Here is an 18,816-nt window from a genome sequence, read left to right as displayed (position 1 = left end):
TTCCAATAATACTTTCTTTCGTAGCTGGTGTATAGGTAAGCAAGAAGGCTTCCTATACCTATGACCGAACCGCTACTCCAACGCTATTTCGCCAACCAGATTACATCCAGCGAAGCACAACAAGTGCTGGATTGGTTTGCTACCGACGAGGGCCAGGCGTATCTGACCCATCGGCTCGATACCCAATTTGGGAAAGCCGACTGGCACGCTCCGCCAACTGTTCCGGCTCCTGATGCGGACCAACTGCTGGCCGCGCTCCGCCAGCGAATGCTTCCGGTGCAGCCAGATGTCATGGAGACGCCTATTCGGCAACTCACCTGGTGGCATCAACCCATGCGCTGGGCTGCCGTACTCGTGGGCGCTTTATTAGTGGCAACGGCTGCTTTTTACGGCTACAAGGAACTATACCCCAAAGACCTGATTCACCAAACGGCTTTTGGAAAAATGGCAACGTTCGCCTTACCCGACGGCTCGGTTATCACCTTAAACGGCAACAGCCGCCTGCGTTATGCTCCTCGCTGGGCAAGCAATCAGACTCGCGAAGTGTGGCTCAATGGGGAAGGTTTTTTCCGGGTGACCCATCAGCGAAATCATGAACGGTTTGTAGTCCACTTACCGAACAAGCTGAACATCGAAGTTCTTGGCACCCAGTTCAATGTGATGGCGCGCGAAAACCGGGCAAAAGTTGTATTGAACAACGGTAAAATTCGACTCGATGTTGGCGAACGGGCTAAGGATAAGCTAGTAATGCAGCCCGGTGATTTGTTCTATGCGGATGTAAAGGCCAAAGTATACTACCGAAAGCGTGTCGATGCAGCAGCTCAGTCGGCCTGGCAAACAGGTAAACTAACGTTTGATGGCACTACGCTACAGGAAGTAGCGCAGATGCTGGAAGATACATACGGAGTAACAGTCGTTATCGCCGACCCCGACTTACGCCAGCAGACCTTATCCGGCACCATTCCAAATCAATCTATGCAAACCATTCTGAATGGGCTTTCCACGTTGTTCGATCTCCACATCACCCAACACTCCAATCGAATCATTATCCAATGAACCAACCTTCCAAGACTATGACTAAACAACTAATTGCGTTTGGTTTGCTGCTTCTGACTGGTCGTATACCTGTTCAGGCTCAGCTTCTGGCCTCCAACAATCGGTACGCTACCTATCAGAGTCATTCAGCCGATACCCGACTGATCTCGCTTAAAAGTGCATTGGGTGAACTTGAGAAGCACTACAGCGTATCTTTTATTTACCCAACCAATCTGGTCAATACGAAAGTCGTTATGGCAAATCGGCACAACCAGAACCTGGAGGCTGAATTAACTAGTTTACTGACGACGACAGGGCTGACGTTCCGAAAAGTCCAGCCAAACTTCTACGCCATTGTATCGACCAAGGAAAAGAACAACAGGCTTTTTCGTAAAATCGAGCATATCGAAACGGAAGCCAGCCCCGATCAGGCGAGCGAGACCGTGACGTTTCCAACGAAGACAATTGACAAACTCGAACGGATTGGCTGGTCTATGACCTCTACCCAGCCGCTGGCCGATATCAACGGAAAGGTGCTGGATAAAAACGGACAGGGTATTCCCGGCGTCAGCGTTATTATCAAAGGAACCAACCGCGGCACCACGACCAGCGCCACCGGTGACTATAGCCTGGCGGCACCCGACAACGCGACTCTGGTTTTTAGTTTTGTAGGCTACGTATCTCAGGAAGTGCCGGTTTCGAGTCGTAGTCGCATCAATATCACCTTACTGGACGACGTTAAAGCGCTCAGCGAAGTCGTCGTTGTTGGCTATGGTACACAGAAACGGGCGTCGATCACCGGCGCTATCTCATCGGTATCGGCGCAGGAAGTAACCCAATTGCCGGTTCCCAGCGTCGAGCAGGCGATTCAGGGACGGGTGCCCGGCGTAACTGTAGTAGGAAATGGTTCGCCCGGCGAAACTCCGATTGTACGCATCCGGGGTATCGGCTCGATTAACTATGCGGCCAATCCTCTGTATGTTATCGACGGATTCCCGACCAGTGATCTCAATAACTTCGATACCCGAGACATCGAGTCGGTCGATGTGTTGAAAGACGCTTCTTCGGCAGCTATTTATGGGTCTCGGGCGGCCAACGGCGTTATTATCGTTACCACGAAAAAAGGCACTGGCGATGGCAAATTGCATGTCAACTACGACGGGTATGTGGGTACGCAAAGTGCCTGGCGTCAGCTTGATCTGCTGAATCGGGATGAGTACATTCAGTTTGGGACGGCGCTGCGAACCAATGCCGGTCAGCCGGTACCTACCCGCTTTGCCAACCTGAATCAACCCATTTATGCCGGAGCTACGCAAACCTATGCCCAAACGGATACCGACTGGCAGAAGGCTGTTTTTCGGGATGCACCCATTACGCAGCATAGTGTCCAATTATCGGGAGGGAATGAGAAGTCCCGCTTTTATTCGTCTGTTGGTTACTTTAATCAGCAGGGTATTATGATTGGTACGGGCTACAAGCGCGGTAACTTCCGCATCAACTCCGACCATGCCATCAGTAAGCGTTTCTCGTTTGGTCAGACACTCACCATCTCGTACGACGACAAGCTCAATGAAGTCAGTGCCGGCGGCCGGACCCAGGTGCAAAATATGATTCGGATGACGCCCTATATGCCCGTCGAAGATCCTACGTTGCTTGGTGGTTATCGGGGTCCCGATGGGTCGGACGGCTCCGATCCGCAGAATCCAGTGCGGGCTGCGTTGCAGGACCAGAGTAATACACAACGTATGAAGATTCTGGGTAGTGCTTATGTCGATGTAAAGATCATCGACGGCCTGACGTACCGACTACGGGGCGGTATCGACTATGTATCGGCGCGCACATTCTCTTTCCTACCTATTTATAGCGAAAGCTTCAACGCGCGTGCCCTGGCCAATATTTCCGACGACCGATACACCTACGCGTCTCCTCTTATCTCGAATCAGTTAACGTACGAGAAGACATTTGGCAAGCATTCGCTGAATGTGGTAGCGGTGGCCGAACGACAGGCGGGTAATACCTTGCAGATAACGGGTACGGGTCAGGCGGCCTCGAATACCATCCGTGAGTTAAGTGCCGTTATCAGCACGAGTGCGGGTTTAACCGGCACCCGTTCGCAAAACGTGCTGCTTTCCTATTTGGGCCGTGTCAATTACGAATATGCCGGAAAGTATTTACTGGGTGCTTCGTTTCGTCGTGATGGCTCATCGCGGTTTGCCCCCGGTCGGAAATGGGGAAATTTCCCGTCGGTCTCAGCAGGCTGGCGCATCAGCGAAGAAGCTTTTCTGAAGAACGTACCGGCTATTTCCGAGTTGAAACTTCGGGCCAGCTATGGTACAATGGGCTTCAACGGCATCGGTGATTACTCGTGGCAAGTAGCGGTTTCTCAAAACACCAACGCCATTCTGGGCGACGCCCGGGCGCAGGGAACGTACTTCGACCGACTGGGCAACACCGATTTGAGCTGGGAGGTAACCAAGATGAGCAATTTCGGCCTGGATTTAGGTTTGTTCAGCAACAGCATTACGCTGTCGGCCGAAGTCTACCAGCGCAATACGGACGGTCTGATTCTGAATCAACCCATCGCGCCTTCCATTGGCTATTCGCAGTCGCCGATTGTAAACGTAGGCAGCATGCGCAACAACGGCGTTGAAATGCAACTGGGGTATAATAAAACAAAAGGTGCTTTCCGCTTCAATGCCTCGGGAAACATTAGTTTTATCAGCAACAAAGTATTGAGTCTGGGGCCAACCGTTTCTCCACTGCTCAACGGGGCTAACGCCGATTACGGCGGGGGCGATATTACGCGTACCGAAGCCGGACAGTCGATTCAGTATTTCTATGGCTATAAAGTGGCTGGTATCTTCCAGAACGCCGATGAGGTTAAAGCAGCTGCTACACAGGATAATGCCAAACCCGGCGATCTTCGCTTTGTGGATGTGAATGGCGATGGCAAAATCGACGCCAGTGACCGCGTAAATCTGGGTAGCTTCCTGCCCAAATTCACGTATGGCTTAAACCTGTCTGCCAATTACCGGGGTTTCGATATGGCCCTCTTTTTTCAGGGCGTTCAGGGTAACAAAATTTACAATGGCGTGAAGGTACTGGAGCAGGGAATGCTGCGACTGTTCAACGCAGGAACAGACGTACTACGGGCGTGGACACCAACCAACACGAATACGGATGTACCCCGGGCTGTTGACGGCGACCCGAACGGCAACACCCGTACATCAGACCGGTTTATCGAAGACGGCTCTTATCTGCGGCTTAAAAACCTCAGCATCGGCTATTCTGTACCAGCGGGCGTTCTTCAATCGTTCTCTCGCGGAACGCTGAGCCGCGCACGGGTCTATGTTGCGTCCACGAACCTGCTGACCTTCACTAAATACACAGGCTACGATCCGGAAGTCGGCTCACGCACCAGCAACACCAACCCTACCCTGACCAATGGCATTGACTACGGCCAGTTTCCACAGGCGCGCACGTTTATGGTAGGTTTACAACTTGGTTTTTAAGAAATTAGATATAACTAACGTCACAATGAAATCGACATACTGGACAACGGGTATAGTGGCCATGGGACTGTTCTTCGGATGCAGTACCAGCAGCCTCGACAAAGTGAATCCGAATCAGGTTATTACGGATAATTACTATAAAACATCCGACGAGCTGCTCAAAGGCGTTAACTCCGTCTATGCCGTTTGGCAAAGTGCGAACCTGACCGGCCGTGAGTGGTTCTTTCTCCATGACCTTCGGTCGGACGATGTAGCGACGGGTGGTGGCCAGTTGGAAGCCCCCCGCAGCCAAATCCTGATCGGCGCCCAAAATCCGACGAACGGCGTAGCCTTCTCCGTCTGGAACGGCCTGTACCGGACCATTCACCGGGCAAATGTGGTTATTGATAATGGCGCAAAGGTTACGGACAATGCAACGCTGGCCAAACGGGTAGTGGCCGAAGCCAAATTTCTCCGGGCATTGGCTTACTTCGATCTGGTTACCTTTTGGGGCGCGGTGCCCCTATATACAGATTACGTAACCGAGGTCAATGGCACCAAAGCCAAGGCCTCCATCGACGAGATTTATACCTTGCTGACCACTGATCTGCTGGCCACTCAGGCCGATTTGCCCGCCAGTTTCAGCGGGTCTGATCTTGGCCGGGCTACCAAGGGAGCCGCTCAGGCACTGCTGGCCCGGGTTTACATGCAGAAAGGCGATTATGCCAGCGCCAAAACCCAACTTCAGTCCATTATCAATTCAGGGCTTTATAAGCTGACGGATGAGTATACCGACAACTTCATCGAGGAAGCGGAATTCAATTCCGAGTCGATTTTTGAGATTGGATTCTCACTGATCGGTGGCTTTAACTGGGATGCCGACGGCAATGATAACGGGGCCAATGAAAACATGACCCGGAGTCAGGAGTACTCGGCTATTGGCTGGCGGAACCTGATTCCGTCGGAAAGCTTACTGGCCGAATACGAGCATACGGCCAAAGGCGACGCCAAAACCGATCCACGGTTGAAGTACAATTTTTATTTCATTGGCGATACCTATAACAATGGGCTTAACACCCTGATGGATTCGCAGGTACAGGGTAATACGTCGATCTTTAATGGTACAGCCCAGAAAATCAGCTGGCGCAAATACACGGCGATGTATAAAAACAACGAGACGTTTTATACGTCGGGTATCAACATGCGCCTGATCCGCTACGCCGAAGTTTTGCTGATGATGGCTGAAGCAGAGAATGAGACCGGCAACAGTGCCAACGCGATTACGCTTCTCAACCAGATTCGGGCGCGGAAAAGCGTAGCCATGCCCGCCTACCCAACGGCTAAATATCCGGTAAACAGCAAAGATGAAGTGCTACGGGCGGTTATGCACGAAAAGCGAGTCGAACAGGCCGGTGAGCAGATTCGCAACCGCGACATTCTGCGCTGGCGGGCACAAAACAAATTCAAAACTGAACCGATTCTCTATTTTGCGAAAGGCAAGCAGGAATTGCTACCCATTCCGCAGCAGGAGCTGGATAATAACAGTAAATTGACTCAAAAAGACCAGAATCCGGGCTACTAATACGGTATCAACGCCAGACCACATGTCTGGTCGATCAATTAAATCCCCGGCTGGCCTCGTTGCCAGACCGGGGATTTTGTCTCTATTTCAACTATGCACTACTTAGTCAGGCTATCTGGATTGTGGCTGCTTGCGCTGGTCAGTTGTACACAAACGCCTACACGCTTTGAACGGTTGACCGCCGACCATACCGGTATTGACTTCGCCAATACCATTACCGAAAGCGACTCACTGAATGTCCTGGATTTCGAATACCTCTACAACGGTGGTGGTGTTGGGGTGGGTGACTTTAACGGCGATGGACTGGCCGATGTGTTTTTTGCAGGCAATCAGGTGTCGAGCCGTATGTATCTCAATAAGGGCAACTTCACGTTCAACGACATAACCGATTCAGCAGGTGTGCGCACAACGTACTGGTGCACGGGCGTGGCCGTAGCCGACATCAATCAGGATGGCCGACAGGACATTTACGTATCTACGATTCATCCTGACCGTCGGAAGTCCGTCCCTAACCTTTTGTTTATCAACCAGGGAAACGATGCCAACGGTGTTCCGCATTTTCAGGAGTCGGCACAGGCGGCTGGTCTGGCCGATTCGAGCTACTCAACGCAAGCCACCTTTCTGGATTATGACCGCGATGGTGATTTAGATATTTTCTTACTGACCAATGCCCTGGAAACCTTCAACCGGAACAACGTCGTCGGCCCACGCAACGACGGTTCCGCCCGAAGCCGGGATAAGCTTTTTCGCAATGACGCCATCATGTCGGTAGCGTCCCGTGATTCCAATTCGCAAACGGCAAGTCAGGCCCCATCATTAGGGTGTGCTGCCTTACATTTTACGGATGTTTCCGAGCAAGCTGGGCTGGTGCACGAAGGCTGGGGGCTAGGGGTCATTGTAAACGATGTCAATCAGGATGGATGGCCGGATATTTACGTCGCCAACGACTTTCAGTCCAATGATGTCTGGCTGGTAAACAACCAAAACAAGACGTTCAGCAATCGCATCGCCGAGACCCTCAAGCACCAGAGCCACAACAGCATGGGCATGGACATGGCCGATATCAACAACGATGGCCTGAATGATCTTGCGGTGGTAGATATGCTACCGGATGATAATCTGCGGCAGAAAACGATGTTCGCGTCGATTCCCTACGACCGCTTTCAAATGGCCCGACGTCTGGGCTATCAGCCGCAATACATCCGAAACATGCTGCAGCTAAATCGAGGTTTCTGGCAGGGTACAAACCCATCTTCCTCTTCGCCGGCATTACCTCTGTTTTCGGATATTGGTTATCTGGCGGGAACGGCTGCAACCGACTGGAGCTGGAGCGCCCTGTTCTCGGATTTGGACAATGATGGTCATCAGGATTTACTGATTACAAACGGGTACCGAAAGGATATCACCGATCTGGATTTTACCAGCTACAACCGTGAGTCGGGCACGTTCGGTAGCGATGCTGACCGCCGTACGCAGCTCTTGAAACGGATTCGTGATTTAGAACCTGTTTACAAGCCAAATTTCCTCTTTCATAACGCGGGCAATCTTCATTTTACAGATGTGGCCCACGATTGGGGTCTTACGGAGGCCTCCTTCACGAATGGCACTGCCTACGCTGACTTCGATAACGACGGAGACATGGACCTGGTCATGAATAACATCAATGATCCTGCGTTCATTTACCAGAACAAAACCATCGATAATGCTGGCGATTCATCGGCAAATCATTTTTTGAAAATAAACCTATTGGGCATGCCCGGTAACCTGGAAGGCCTGGGCACGAAAGTAGCCGTCTGGGCTGGCGGAAAGGTATATTATAGTGAATACACACGACAGCGGGGGTATCAATCGACCATGGCATCGGGTATTCATTTGGGTCTGGGTGCTGCCAAACGAATCGACTCGCTTCACGTTTTATGGCCAGGCGGCACTGGTCAGGTCATTCGTAATCTGGCACCCAATCAGACGCTGGTTCTGGATGAGCGAAAGGCTGTTCGTCAATCCCCTTCGTTTATGCAGATACAAGGCTCTGCCAAGCCTCTACTGGCCGAGGTTCCCGCTTCAAATGGGCTTGATTTCCAGCATCAGGAAGACGACTTCGTTGATTACAAGGCCCAGCAAACACTCCTTTCTCACAAGCATTCGCAGATTGGGCCGGGCTTGGCCATCGGTGATGTGGATGGGAATGGCCTGGATGATATATACATAGCGGGCAGTGCCTACAAAGGCGGCACGTTTCTGCTACAGCAAACGAACACCGCTATTGGCAAAGCGACATTCCGCAGGAAAGACCGACCGGCCAAGAAGCCAGAAGAAACGGGTGTTCTGTTGTTCGACGCCGATGCCGACGGCGATCTCGATCTGTACGCGGTTCATGGTAGTACGGAATTTGGTCGGGATGAAGCCAGTTGCCAGGACAGCCTTTATCTGAACGATGGCAAAGGAAATTTTCGGGCGTCGCCCAAGGCCCTTCCCAACACCATGTCCAGCGGCTCGTGCGTCATTGCTACTGACTTTGACCACGATGGGGATTTGGACTTGTTTATCGGTGGCCGAGTCGTACCGCAGCGTTATCCAGAGGCCGCCCGCAGTTATCTATTGCGCAACGATAGCGTAAAAGGCGTAAGCGTTCGTTTTACCGACGTAACCGACCAACTGGCTCCCGGACTTGGCCGGGCTGGTCTGGTGTGCGCTGCCCTCTGGACAGACGTGGACCGCGATGGCTGGCAGGACCTTATGCTGGCGGGGGAGTTTATGCCGATTAGCGTCTTCATGAATCAGGCTGGCCGTAGATTTATACCAAAAGCATCGCCCGAGCTGGCCAAAGCCACGGGTTTCTGGAACAGTTTGACGGCTGGTGATTTCGACAACGACGGCGATATGGATTACATCGCCGGCAACTTCGGCCTTAACAGCCGATTGCAGGCGTCCAGTAGTCAGCCCGTTTCCGTATACGCGGCCGATTACGACAAAAATGGCACACTGGACCCTATCCTGGGTTTCTTCAACGGCGGCATCGAATACCCATTTCACCCCCGTGATGTGCTTACCGATCAGATTCCATCTTTCAAAAAGAAGATGACGTCTTATGCCGCTTATGGCAAAACGACCCTAACTAATTTACTGTCGGCAGATGACCAAAAGCAGGCCCTCATCAAGCGAGCGACCTACTTGAAATCCGCCTATATTGAAAATCGGGCGGGTCTGTTCATCCTCCACGAACTACCCATTGAGGCTCAGTTCTCACCTGTTTTTGGCACTTTGGCCACGGACATTGACCATGACGGTAATCTGGACGTTTTGCTGGTTGGTAACGATCACGCCACCGAAGTACTAACGGGCTTGCAGGATGCTGGTCTGGGCTTGGGTTTGCTGGGCGACGGGCGAGGAAACTTTAAGGCAATTACGCCCGCCCATTCCGGCTTCGTTGTCGATAAAGATGCTAAATCGCTGGCCTGTCTTATGCTGGGCAACGGACAACTGTATTACGTAACTACGCAGAACAACGGCCCATTGCGCGTGTTCCGGGAAGCGAACGATCAAATCACGTACAAACGCGTAGGATATGATGCTTTTTCGCTTTCTGAATCGGTGAGGCCTGGCCAGAAAAGAAAGGTAGAGTTTAGTTATGGAGGTGGCTATCTATCTCAGTCCTCGCGGGTTATTCCGTCAGGAAATGTAGAAAAATGACATGGCTAACCAAAGAAACTGTACTTTTGGCAGCCTTCCCATTTGCTTATGCGCTTACTCGTACTTCTGTTTTTCATGGCTTCGGTTACGCTTATTCCGTCAGATTCGCCCTCCTTCGATCTGGAAGGGCACCGCGGTTGCCGGGGATTGATGCCAGAAAACACCGTGCCTGCTTTTTTGAAAGCCCTTGACCTGGGGGTAACAACTCTGGAGATGGATGTCGTCATCAGCAAAGATCGGCAGGTCGTTGTGTCGCACGAACCTTATTTCAACTCGGCCTTCAGCATTGCCCCGAATGGCGTACCAGTTGATAAAAAAGAACAGAAAAATCTGGTTCTCTATCAGATGAATTACGCCGACATCAGGCGGTATGATGTTGGCTCCAACGGCAACCCCGCCTATCCGGAGCAGCAAAAAATTGAAGCCCATAAGCCCCTGTTGAGCGAGGTTATCGAACAGGCCGAAGCTTACCGAAAGGCCAGGGCGCTTCCCTCATTTTCGTACAACATCGAAATCAAAAGTGAGCGCTCCGAGTATAACAGGAGCCAGCCGGAACCCGCGGCCTTTTGCGAACTGGTGCAGGCTGTGTTGAGAAACCAACTTTTGGCAAAAGGGGCAAATCCCGAACGTATCGTCATTCAAAGCTTTGACTTTGCCATATTAAATCAATGGAAAAAAGGAATGCAGGCAGGCGACTATCCCAGCGTACGGCTGTCGGCGTTGGTTGAAAACTTACGAAGTCCCGAAAAAAACCTGAGTGATCTTGACTTCAAGCCCGACATCTACAGTCCGCATTTCCGCCTGATCAACCAGGATAAAATTGCTCGTTTGCACCAGCAGGGAGTCAAAGTAATCCCCTGGACAGTCAATCGGCGCGAAGACATGGAACGACTTAAAAGGTGGGGAGTCGATGGATTGATTACCGATTACCCGGACCGGGCAAACGGATTATAAACCCTATCGGTCGGATTTACGTTTTCATCACTAACTTCCTCAATCTGGTTAGTTTATGTTATTTTAGCCCCATGACTGTTCTAAATACCACACTCAAATGGCTCCTGCAACGGCGACTGCCGCGCATCGAAGCTATGATGAAACAACCTGGTGCGGTGCAACAGAAAGTCTTCGCGCAACTGATTCGGGCGGGCCGCCAAACAGAATGGGGTCAGAAGCACGCCTATAAATCCATTCAGACCATCCACGATTTCCAACAGCAGGTTCCTGTTTCGAGCTACGAAGATCTGTTTCCCTATATCGAACGGGTTATGAAGGGCGAGAACAAAGTCCTGTGGCCCTCCCCCGTACGCTGGTTTGCCAAGTCGTCGGGCACCACCAATGCCCGCAGTAAGTTTATTCCCGTTACCACTGAATCGCTGGATGAAAGCCATTTCAAAGGTGGTAAAGACATGATGGCGCTGTACGTGGCCAACAATCCCGACAGTCGGGCCTTTGAGGGAAAAGGTCTATCCATTGGTGGCAGCCTCCACCCAAATGCACTCGCCACGAACAGTGCCGTTGGCGATGTATCGGCAGTGGTTATGAAAAATCTACCCAGTTGGGCGCAATACATTCGTACGCCGTCTATTCAGATTGCTCTGATGGACGAGTGGGAATCCAAACTGGAGCGGATGGCCGAGATCACCTCGCAGGAGAACGTGACCAGTATGCTTGGTACGCCCACCTGGGGAATGGTCCTGATCGACAAAATTCTGGCCTTGACGGGCAAAACCAATATCCTGGAAGTATGGCCAAACTTTGAAGTGATGATGCATGGCGCAGTTAACTTCCAGCCTTACCGGGAATTGTTTCAGCACCATGTTTTTCCGTCGAAATCCGTTCGTTATCAGGAAGTTTATAATGCCTCGGAAGGTTTTTTCGCCATTCAGGACGACTTGACCCGCGTGGGTGAGATGCTGCTCATGCTCGATTACGGCATTTTTTACGAGTTTGTCCCGATCCATGAAGCTGATCAACCCTATCCGAAGGCGCTCACGATCGACGAAGTCGAATTAGACAAAAACTATGCGCTGATCGTGTCGACCAATGGAGGCTTGTGGCGTTACAAAGTCGGCGACACCGTCCGGTTCACATCGCTCTATCCGCACCGGCTGAAAGTGAGTGGTCGGACCAAGCATTTTATTAATGCCTTTGGCGAAGAGGTCATCGTTGAAAACGCCGAGACGGCCATTACACAGGCCTGCGAAGCGACAGGAGCCGTCATAGCCGATTACACCGCCGGACCAAACTACATGAGCAACGGTGCCAACGGCTGTCACGAATGGGTGATTGAATTTACGCAGGAACCCGACAATCAGCAACGGTTTAACCAGGTTCTGGACGAGACCCTCCGGCGAATCAACTCCGACTATGATGCCAAGCGATACAATGACATGGTACTCAAACGCCCTCGTGTTCATGTTGTACCGGCGGGTACATTCTATGCCTGGATGAAGCACCGTGGTAAAATAGGCGGTCAGCACAAAGTGCCCCGGCTGGCTAACTCACGGGAATATCTGGACGATATTCTCAGAGAAATGATGGATCATAAATGATCTCATTCGGTCAGGTTTGATTTAACTCACCCTCGTATCAACTTCTTAGCTTTTAAAAACGAATTGGTCATTACCGCCTTATCCGGATTTAGCACGACTTGCTTGATTACTTCGCAAATGAACAACTCATGATCGCCCGCGTCGGTGCTGTGCTTAACGCGGCACTGCACGTAGCCAACGGCTTCAGTCAGGTACGGACAGCCCCGTTCATCCAGGGCATAAGGCAAATTTTTAAACTTGTCTTTATCACGCCCTGACTGCTGGCCAAGTTTACGAACCAGCCCTGGCTGGTCGACTGCCAATACATTCACATTCAGGATACCACTCTCCCGGACCAATTCAATCGTATAATCAACCTTATACAGCGCCACGGCCAGGATTTTACCGCTCATATCCGTTTGTATAAGCCAGGTAACGATGTTAGCATTCCGTTTTCCATTCGCTACCGTTGTCACGCTGTGAACATCGTAATCCTTGTATTTTAATAGTCGTCGGGGCATACGTACGTAATATCAGTAATAGGCTATCATCTCCTTTACTAACCTGGGCTTGGCACTATCGGTTTGCTTCAGATAGCCAATGAAATTGCCGTTCTGCCAGTTGAAAATGACGATTCTGCCGCTTAAGTCCGATAACGACCGAATCAGTCCGAATTTTCCCCCGCAACAAAATCTGATTAGTGTCGGGCATCGTGTAGGTCATGGTGAACAGGGCCGTTGTGTCCGAAGCAAATTTTTTAAACGCGATCGTGTGTGCTGCAGAATCGAGCTTGTAGCTAAAATAAGCCCGATGATAACGCTGTCGAAACAATGTATCTGCCGTTAGAATACTTCCCGAATTAGTTGCCTCGAAAACGACATCTTTCCAGCGTAAACTATCGACGGGAGTACCCTGAAACTGATCAACGGTGAAGAATCCGGTGGCTAGTTTTTTAGGAGCAGGTTCCCGATCGGAAGAAGATGCGAATTGACTGAGTGGCATCACAAGAAACAGAAGAACGAACGCGATTTTCAACGCTAGCTGACTTCTTTTCATCCATTTTTTAGGCAATGTAAACCGGGTAGCCGCTGGCGCCGGTTTATTGAAGACGAAGAAGTTTAATAAGCGTCGGGCATCGCCAATCAGCAGAAAATTGCTCAATAGAAATAAGTGAATGGAGAATATCTTGACGGGTATATCGTAGCAAAGATTCATCATCATCACGTTCAGGAACACACTGGCCGCAACGAAAGCTCCTAGTGTGCTCGTGCGACGGAATAGGAGCAGCAGGCCAGCTATTACCTCAACCGCTCCCGAAAAAAACTGGTAAGGCGTCGAATACCCGATAAAATACCAGGCAAATCGCATGGGTAGATAATCGCCCAACGGAGTGGCCAACGCACTCAACGAGGGAAATACCATCTGGGAACCAAACAGTTTGATAATTCCGTACCGTAAGGCAACCATTGCAACGTAATAGCGAACTAAGACTAACAGCCAATAGTACGCCGTATCGTAGTTTGTTCGCCGATCAACAATTGTCCAGATAATAGTGCCCAAGAAGGCCGTCAACAGGAAGAAACACAGTTGAGCGTACCCGTAAGATGTATCGCCACTACCATTTAGCGGGACCAGCACATCCTTAACATGAAAAAGGTATGTATTACCTAAATTAACCAGCCAATCCTCCGCCCTGCTGTAATAGTCGCCGAGCAGATTCAGGCCAGGAACATCACCCAGCCAATTCAGGGGCGACATGTACAGGAGACTATAAATGCAGCTGAAGCGAAAGAGGATTTTACGCCATGCGGTCCAGGGGTCTGCCAATTGGGTAGACATATTTGTCATTGCTGCTTGCGATACGGTTGAAGGTGAGTGTACCGTGATTATCAAATATAATAAAAGCCGGTTATGACTCCGCTACAGGTCAATGCGGTTCGTGGTTACCTTTGCATCGAACGAAGGCTTTTGCTCCGTTGTTCTCTTTATAAATGATTCTTACTGGGTTGACAGGCACCGTTTGCTTCTCGCTCGTTCGCTCTTTGCGTCAATGAAATCGTTCGACATTCCAGATTATTACCGCAGCAGCATCATTACCCCTCTGAAAGAATTTCGGCGGAAACGGGATAAGCTGAAACGGGATTTTACGCCTACCCTACTCGATTTTGGTCCGATCAGACTGCTGATCGCCCGTCATTTCGGCTTTTGCTACGGCGTCGAAAACGCGGTCGAAATTGCGTACAAAGCCATTGCCGAAAATCCTGGCAAGCGTATTTTTCTGCTCAGCGAAATGATTCATAATCCCGATGTCAACGCAGATTTGCAGGACAGGGGGGTTCAATTCATCATGGACACAAGCGGGCGGCAACTTATTCCCTGGTCAGCGCTAGCTCCGGCGGATGTCGTGATTATTCCGGCTTTCGGTACAACGCTGGAAACGCAAAACCAGTTGTCGGCATTAGGGCTTAATGTCGAGAAATACGATACGACCTGCCCCTTTGTCGAGAAAGTATGGAACAAGGCAAGTCAAATTGGCCAGAAAAATTATACCGTTGTTGTCCACGGCAAGCCAAGTCACGAAGAAACCCGCGCTACGTTCTCACACAGCAAAGAAGCGGCCCCGACGGTTGTGGTCAAAGACATGGCCCAAACGCAACGGCTGGCGAAATACATCACGGGCGAGTTGCCAACCGAGCAGTTTTACTCCGAATTTGACGGCCAGTTCTCCGTTGGTTTCGACCCGGCCCGCGATCTACAGCGCATTGGCGTAGTGAACCAGACAACGATGCTAGCGTCTGATACACAGAGCATTGCCGACTACCTAAAACAGGTAATGACACAGAAATATTCGTTGACGATCGATACGGTAGACGCCCACTTTGCCAATACCCGCGATACGCTTTGTTACGCAACCAACGATAACCAGGATGCTACTTACGCCCTACTGAACTACCCAGCTGATTTTGCCATTGTGGCCGGTGGCTACAATTCCTCCAATACATCGCACATCGTCGAGCTCTGCGAAGAGAAACTGCCGACTTACTTCATCGAATCGGAGCAAAAAATCTTGTCGGATACACTGATCAGACATTTCAACGGGCACACCAAACAGGAGATCGTAACCGAAAACTTCATTCCCAGACTGGACGGTCCCCGACTGGATGGTCCCAGACTGGACGGTCCCCGACTGGATGGCTTATCTTCTAACCCGGTTACCGTGCTGCTGACTTGCGGAGCCTCCTGCCCCGATGCCGTGGTTGAAGGCATCCTGCTCAAACTCGTTAGCTTCTTCCCTACGGCACGACCCGTGGAGGCCGTGGTTGGTGAGTTTACTGCACTTTGATGGACACTTCCCGGCTTTCATTCTGGAGCCGGTCGAGGGCCGTGAGCACGTACGTGTATTTCTTTTTGGGATCGGCCGTTTTGTCCAGAAAGCGAGTGGACGATTCGCCCGTACATCGCGCCAGTATATAGCGGGGGTCGTTGGTGAGTAAGCGCGGCCGACGGCCTTCAAACCGGTAGATAAGGTATGCACTGGCCTCATCGCCATCGCTGGCCTCGGCCGATTGCTCCCAGTATAATTCAACACCTTCCCCTGTCATGGCTGCTTTCAAGTCACGGGGCGGCAAGGGAGGAATACTATCCAGCCATTTCATGGTGGGCACAAGCGCTGGATGCCGGTAGAAATTTGTTTGCAGCGAATCCCGAATAGCGAGTGGGTTGATCTGTAGGTTTTTAGCACTGAAGAATATACTTCCCTTCACAACCTGCTGTTGGCGGTTATGACGCATCTGATCAGGAAATTCCGTGGGTCGCCACCAGCCGGGATCCCGTTCAGAACCCCGCCCGACCCGATAGGCACCATGCCCGATATACAGATGGCAGTTGCCGGAGCAATTGTTCGACCACCAGTCAACTAGCGTTTTATAAGGCGCTCTGTTGAATTCAGAACTAAAATAAACCTGGGGGACAATATAATCGATCAGGCCTTCGCGCACCCATTTTCGGGTGTCGGCATAAATTTCATAATAGGACTGTCCACCGTTGGTGGCAGAACCATCCGGATCGCTGCTTTGGTTTTTCCAGATCCCAAACGGGCTAATGCCAAACTTAACCCAGGGTTTATTGGCCCGAATGGAATCCCGCAGTTCTTTAACCAGCTTCGTCACATTATCGCGTCGCCAGTCGGCTTTGGTCATACCGTTGAAATTTGCTTTGTATGTGCTGTCATCCCGCAAAACCTGTCCTGGTTCGGCATATGGGTAGAAGTAATCATCAAAGTGAATGCCGTCTACGTCGTATTCGCGGACAACGTTTGCCACAATACCTGCAATGTAGGAGCGAACGGCAGGTAAGCCGAGGTTAAAAAGTTTTTTGCCCCCGTAATTCAGCATCCACTCCGGTTTACGGTAGATGATGTTCGTTGGCGCAATGCTGGCCGTTTTACCGATTGTTGCCCGGTCGAGATTGAACCAGGCATGAAATTCCAGGCCGCGCTGGTGTGCCTCCTCAATCATGAATTCGAGCGGATCGTAGAAGGGTTCAGGGGCTAATCCCTGCTGTCCTGTGAGCCATTCCGACCAGGGTTCTGAGCTGCGGGCATAAAACGCATCGGCGGCCGAGCGAACCTGCACCACAACGGCGTTGAGGCCCATTTGCTGATGTTGATCGAACATCGACAAGATTTCGCGTTGCTGGTCGGCTACGGGCAATCCTTTCTTACTAGGCCAGTCGATGTTATTGACCGTAGCGATCCAAACCGCCCGAAACTCCCGCTTGGGGGGCGCAGGCGTCGGGTTAATTACGTCATCGAATGGAAGGGTATCTGCAGGCACAACAAGTACCTTGGGAACAGCAGGCTTGGGGGCTGGTGGTTTTACGGCAACGGGTTTATCGGGTGCCGGAACAACGACAACAGGACGCGCGGGCCGGGGGGCGGGCTTCTTTGCAACAACAGGCTTGGCATGCCGACAACCATTGATGAGCAGAAGGAAAATCAAGAGACTACTGTAAGCAATCAGACGCATTGGGCAGTATAGGTTAACTGCCAAAATTAACGATAGTCGGGCACACCTTAGCCTACTTTACGGGCAATTCTGCCTTTTTTCCATTCGTCCGGCACGCATCGCTGCAGTAAATAACATTCTCCCAGACACGCTCCCATTTCTTACGCCAGGTAAAAGGCCGATTGCATACAGGACATATTTTCGTTGGCAAATCCGACTTTTTACGCATTTTCATAAAACACTAACATTTATCTTCTGCAACAAGTTTTCTGGCTTTCGCACGTTCTGAATGCTAACACCCGTTCCGCAACCACACAAGATGTTACCAGCAGAATCCGCCTGTTACTTCGCCCGGCGTTTTTTTATCCCTGTGTATAGCTCATACAAGTAAGATCTATGAGTAACCAAATAGACTTTATTTAAACATGTACCTTAGCCAGTTTAACCCCCCGTTATTCAGCGAATTGCCAGGTACATCAATCTGTTTTTAGTTCTATTATCATGAAATCATCAACAACAAGTATATCTCTTACAGACGTCGATATTGACCGCGTTGTGGAAATGGCCTGGGAAGACCGTACGCCTTTTGAGGCTATTCAGGCACAGTTCGGTTTAGCCGAGCAGGAAGTTATTGACCTGATGCGCCGGGAATTAAAACAAGCATCCTGGCGCCGATGGCGGGCGCGTGTACAGGGGCGTTCAACCAAACACGCGACTTTGTCGGCCGTACCAGATGCCCGGTTTAAATCGGCTCAACAACGGGTCATTTCGCTGAACAAGGTTAGTAAACGGTAATTTTCCTGATTTGGCGTCTGGCTTAATATACTTACTTTTGTGCCGGTTTAAAACATTATTGGCACTATTTGTTCTGCAATTTGAATCAATCCAATAAGTTTTAAGAATTTTCTATTTCAAAAGGTGGTAGCTTTGCGCTATCCTGTAACATAGTATTAACAGACTGCATCATTTATGTCGAGCCAGAAATTAGATCAGATAGATCGGAACGTATTGGAAATTCTCCAGGCCAACGCTAAAATCACCAACGCTCAGCTTTCCAAAGAAATAGGCCTCTCGCCCGCACCAACTCTCGAACGCGTTAAAAAACTCGAAACATCGGGAATCATTCAGAGCTACCACGCCCAGTTAAACCGCGAAAAAATCGGCCTTGGCGTCACAACATTTGTTATGGTTACGCTTGTCGGTCATAAGAAAGAGACCACCATGTCGTTTGTCGAGAAAGTTAACGAAATCGCCGAAATCATAGAGTGTCACCACATTACAGGATCGGGAGACTTTTTGCTTAAAGTAATCGCGAAAGATATCTCGTCTTACCAGGGGCTGATGCTAGATGTTATCAACGAGATTGATGAGGTTGCCAGCACACAGACAATGGTGATCATGTCTACGTTTAAAGAAAGCAAAGTGTTGCCAATTCCTTAATACATACATAGTGTATGGTATATGGACAGATAAGTACACCA

General features: G+C 50.6%; 13 protein-coding genes. 9 read left to right on the top strand and 4 right to left on the bottom strand.

From position 1 onward, the window contains the following. The first annotated feature begins 60 nt into the window (after nt 1-60). The 6 genes from ACYU8Y_RS09695 (at nt 61) to ACYU8Y_RS09670 (ending at nt 12,350) form a co-directional block, all read left to right on the top strand. Nucleotides 61-1,056, top strand: a complete 996-nt coding sequence (locus ACYU8Y_RS09695; protein WP_460936595.1) for a FecR family protein — start codon at nt 61-63, stop codon at nt 1,054-1,056. 17 nt (nt 1,057-1,073) lie between these two features. Next, complete coding sequence (locus ACYU8Y_RS09690; RefSeq protein ID WP_460936593.1) at nt 1,074-4,547, top strand: SusC/RagA family TonB-linked outer membrane protein; 3,474 nt, start codon at nt 1,074-1,076, stop codon at nt 4,545-4,547. 25 nt (nt 4,548-4,572) lie between these two features. Continuing rightward, complete coding sequence (locus ACYU8Y_RS09685) at nt 4,573-6,108, top strand: RagB/SusD family nutrient uptake outer membrane protein (RefSeq protein ID WP_460936591.1); 1,536 nt, start codon at nt 4,573-4,575, stop codon at nt 6,106-6,108. Between the two features lie 93 nt (nt 6,109-6,201). After that, nucleotides 6,202-9,798, top strand: a complete 3,597-nt coding sequence (locus tag ACYU8Y_RS09680) for a VCBS repeat-containing protein (protein WP_460936589.1) — start codon at nt 6,202-6,204, stop codon at nt 9,796-9,798. A 48-nt stretch (nt 9,799-9,846) separates the two neighbouring features. After that, the gene (locus ACYU8Y_RS09675; RefSeq protein WP_460936587.1) at nt 9,847-10,752 is read left to right on the top strand and encodes a glycerophosphodiester phosphodiesterase family protein; all 906 of its coding nucleotides are present in this window, start codon (nt 9,847-9,849) and stop codon (nt 10,750-10,752) included. Between the two features lie 71 nt (nt 10,753-10,823). Continuing rightward, nucleotides 10,824-12,350: a GH3 auxin-responsive promoter family protein gene (locus ACYU8Y_RS09670; protein ID WP_460936585.1), complete on the top strand. Its 1,527-nt coding sequence runs from the start codon at nt 10,824-10,826 to the stop codon at nt 12,348-12,350. 26 nt (nt 12,351-12,376) lie between these two features. Here ACYU8Y_RS09670 and ACYU8Y_RS09665 read toward each other — a convergent pair whose 3' ends face one another. Together ACYU8Y_RS09665 and ACYU8Y_RS09660 are read right to left on the bottom strand one after the other, a co-directional pair. Continuing rightward, nucleotides 12,377-12,850 (bottom strand): flavin reductase family protein, encoded by a 474-nt coding sequence (locus ACYU8Y_RS09665; protein WP_460936583.1) that lies wholly within the window; start codon nt 12,848-12,850, stop codon nt 12,377-12,379. Nucleotides 12,851-12,905: 55 nt separating this feature from the next. Continuing rightward, nucleotides 12,906-14,087 (bottom strand): hypothetical protein, encoded by a 1,182-nt coding sequence (locus ACYU8Y_RS09660; RefSeq protein ID WP_460936581.1) that lies wholly within the window; start codon nt 14,085-14,087, stop codon nt 12,906-12,908. 292 nt (nt 14,088-14,379) lie between these two features. On the opposite strand from ACYU8Y_RS09660, the gene ACYU8Y_RS09655 reads away from it, so the two are divergent. After that, nucleotides 14,380-15,672: a 4-hydroxy-3-methylbut-2-enyl diphosphate reductase gene (locus ACYU8Y_RS09655; RefSeq protein ID WP_460936579.1), complete on the top strand. Its 1,293-nt coding sequence runs from the start codon at nt 14,380-14,382 to the stop codon at nt 15,670-15,672. Here ACYU8Y_RS09655 and ACYU8Y_RS09650 read toward each other — a convergent pair. Further along, nucleotides 15,659-17,356 carry a glycoside hydrolase family 10 protein gene (locus ACYU8Y_RS09650; protein WP_460936577.1) on the bottom strand — a complete coding sequence of 566 codons (1,698 nt, stop codon included), beginning with the start codon at nt 17,354-17,356 and terminating at the stop codon, nt 15,659-15,661. The two genes, ACYU8Y_RS09655 and ACYU8Y_RS09650, sit on opposite strands and share 14 nt — an antisense overlap. Before the next feature lie 52 nt (nt 17,357-17,408). Next, nucleotides 17,409-17,570 (bottom strand): DUF2256 domain-containing protein, encoded by a 162-nt coding sequence (locus ACYU8Y_RS09645; RefSeq protein WP_460936575.1) that lies wholly within the window; start codon nt 17,568-17,570, stop codon nt 17,409-17,411. A 266-nt stretch (nt 17,571-17,836) separates the two neighbouring features. Here ACYU8Y_RS09645 and ACYU8Y_RS09640 point away from each other — a divergent pair, with 266 nt between their 5' ends. Both ACYU8Y_RS09640 and ACYU8Y_RS09635 read left to right on the top strand, forming a co-directional pair. Further along, entirely contained in the window at nt 17,837-18,130 is a 294-nt protein-coding gene (locus tag ACYU8Y_RS09640; protein ID WP_460936573.1) for a TIGR03643 family protein, read from the top strand. Between the two features lie 174 nt (nt 18,131-18,304). Beyond that, on the top strand, nt 18,305-18,775 hold the full coding sequence (locus tag ACYU8Y_RS09635; protein WP_046578019.1) for an Lrp/AsnC family transcriptional regulator: 471 nt from the start codon (nt 18,305-18,307) through the stop codon (nt 18,773-18,775). Nucleotides 18,776-18,816: the final 41 nt, after the last annotated feature.

Source organism: Spirosoma humi, from assembly GCF_054776575.1.
The sequence above is the reverse complement of the archived record's forward strand: the minus strand, read 5'-3'. Positions and strand labels throughout refer to the sequence as shown.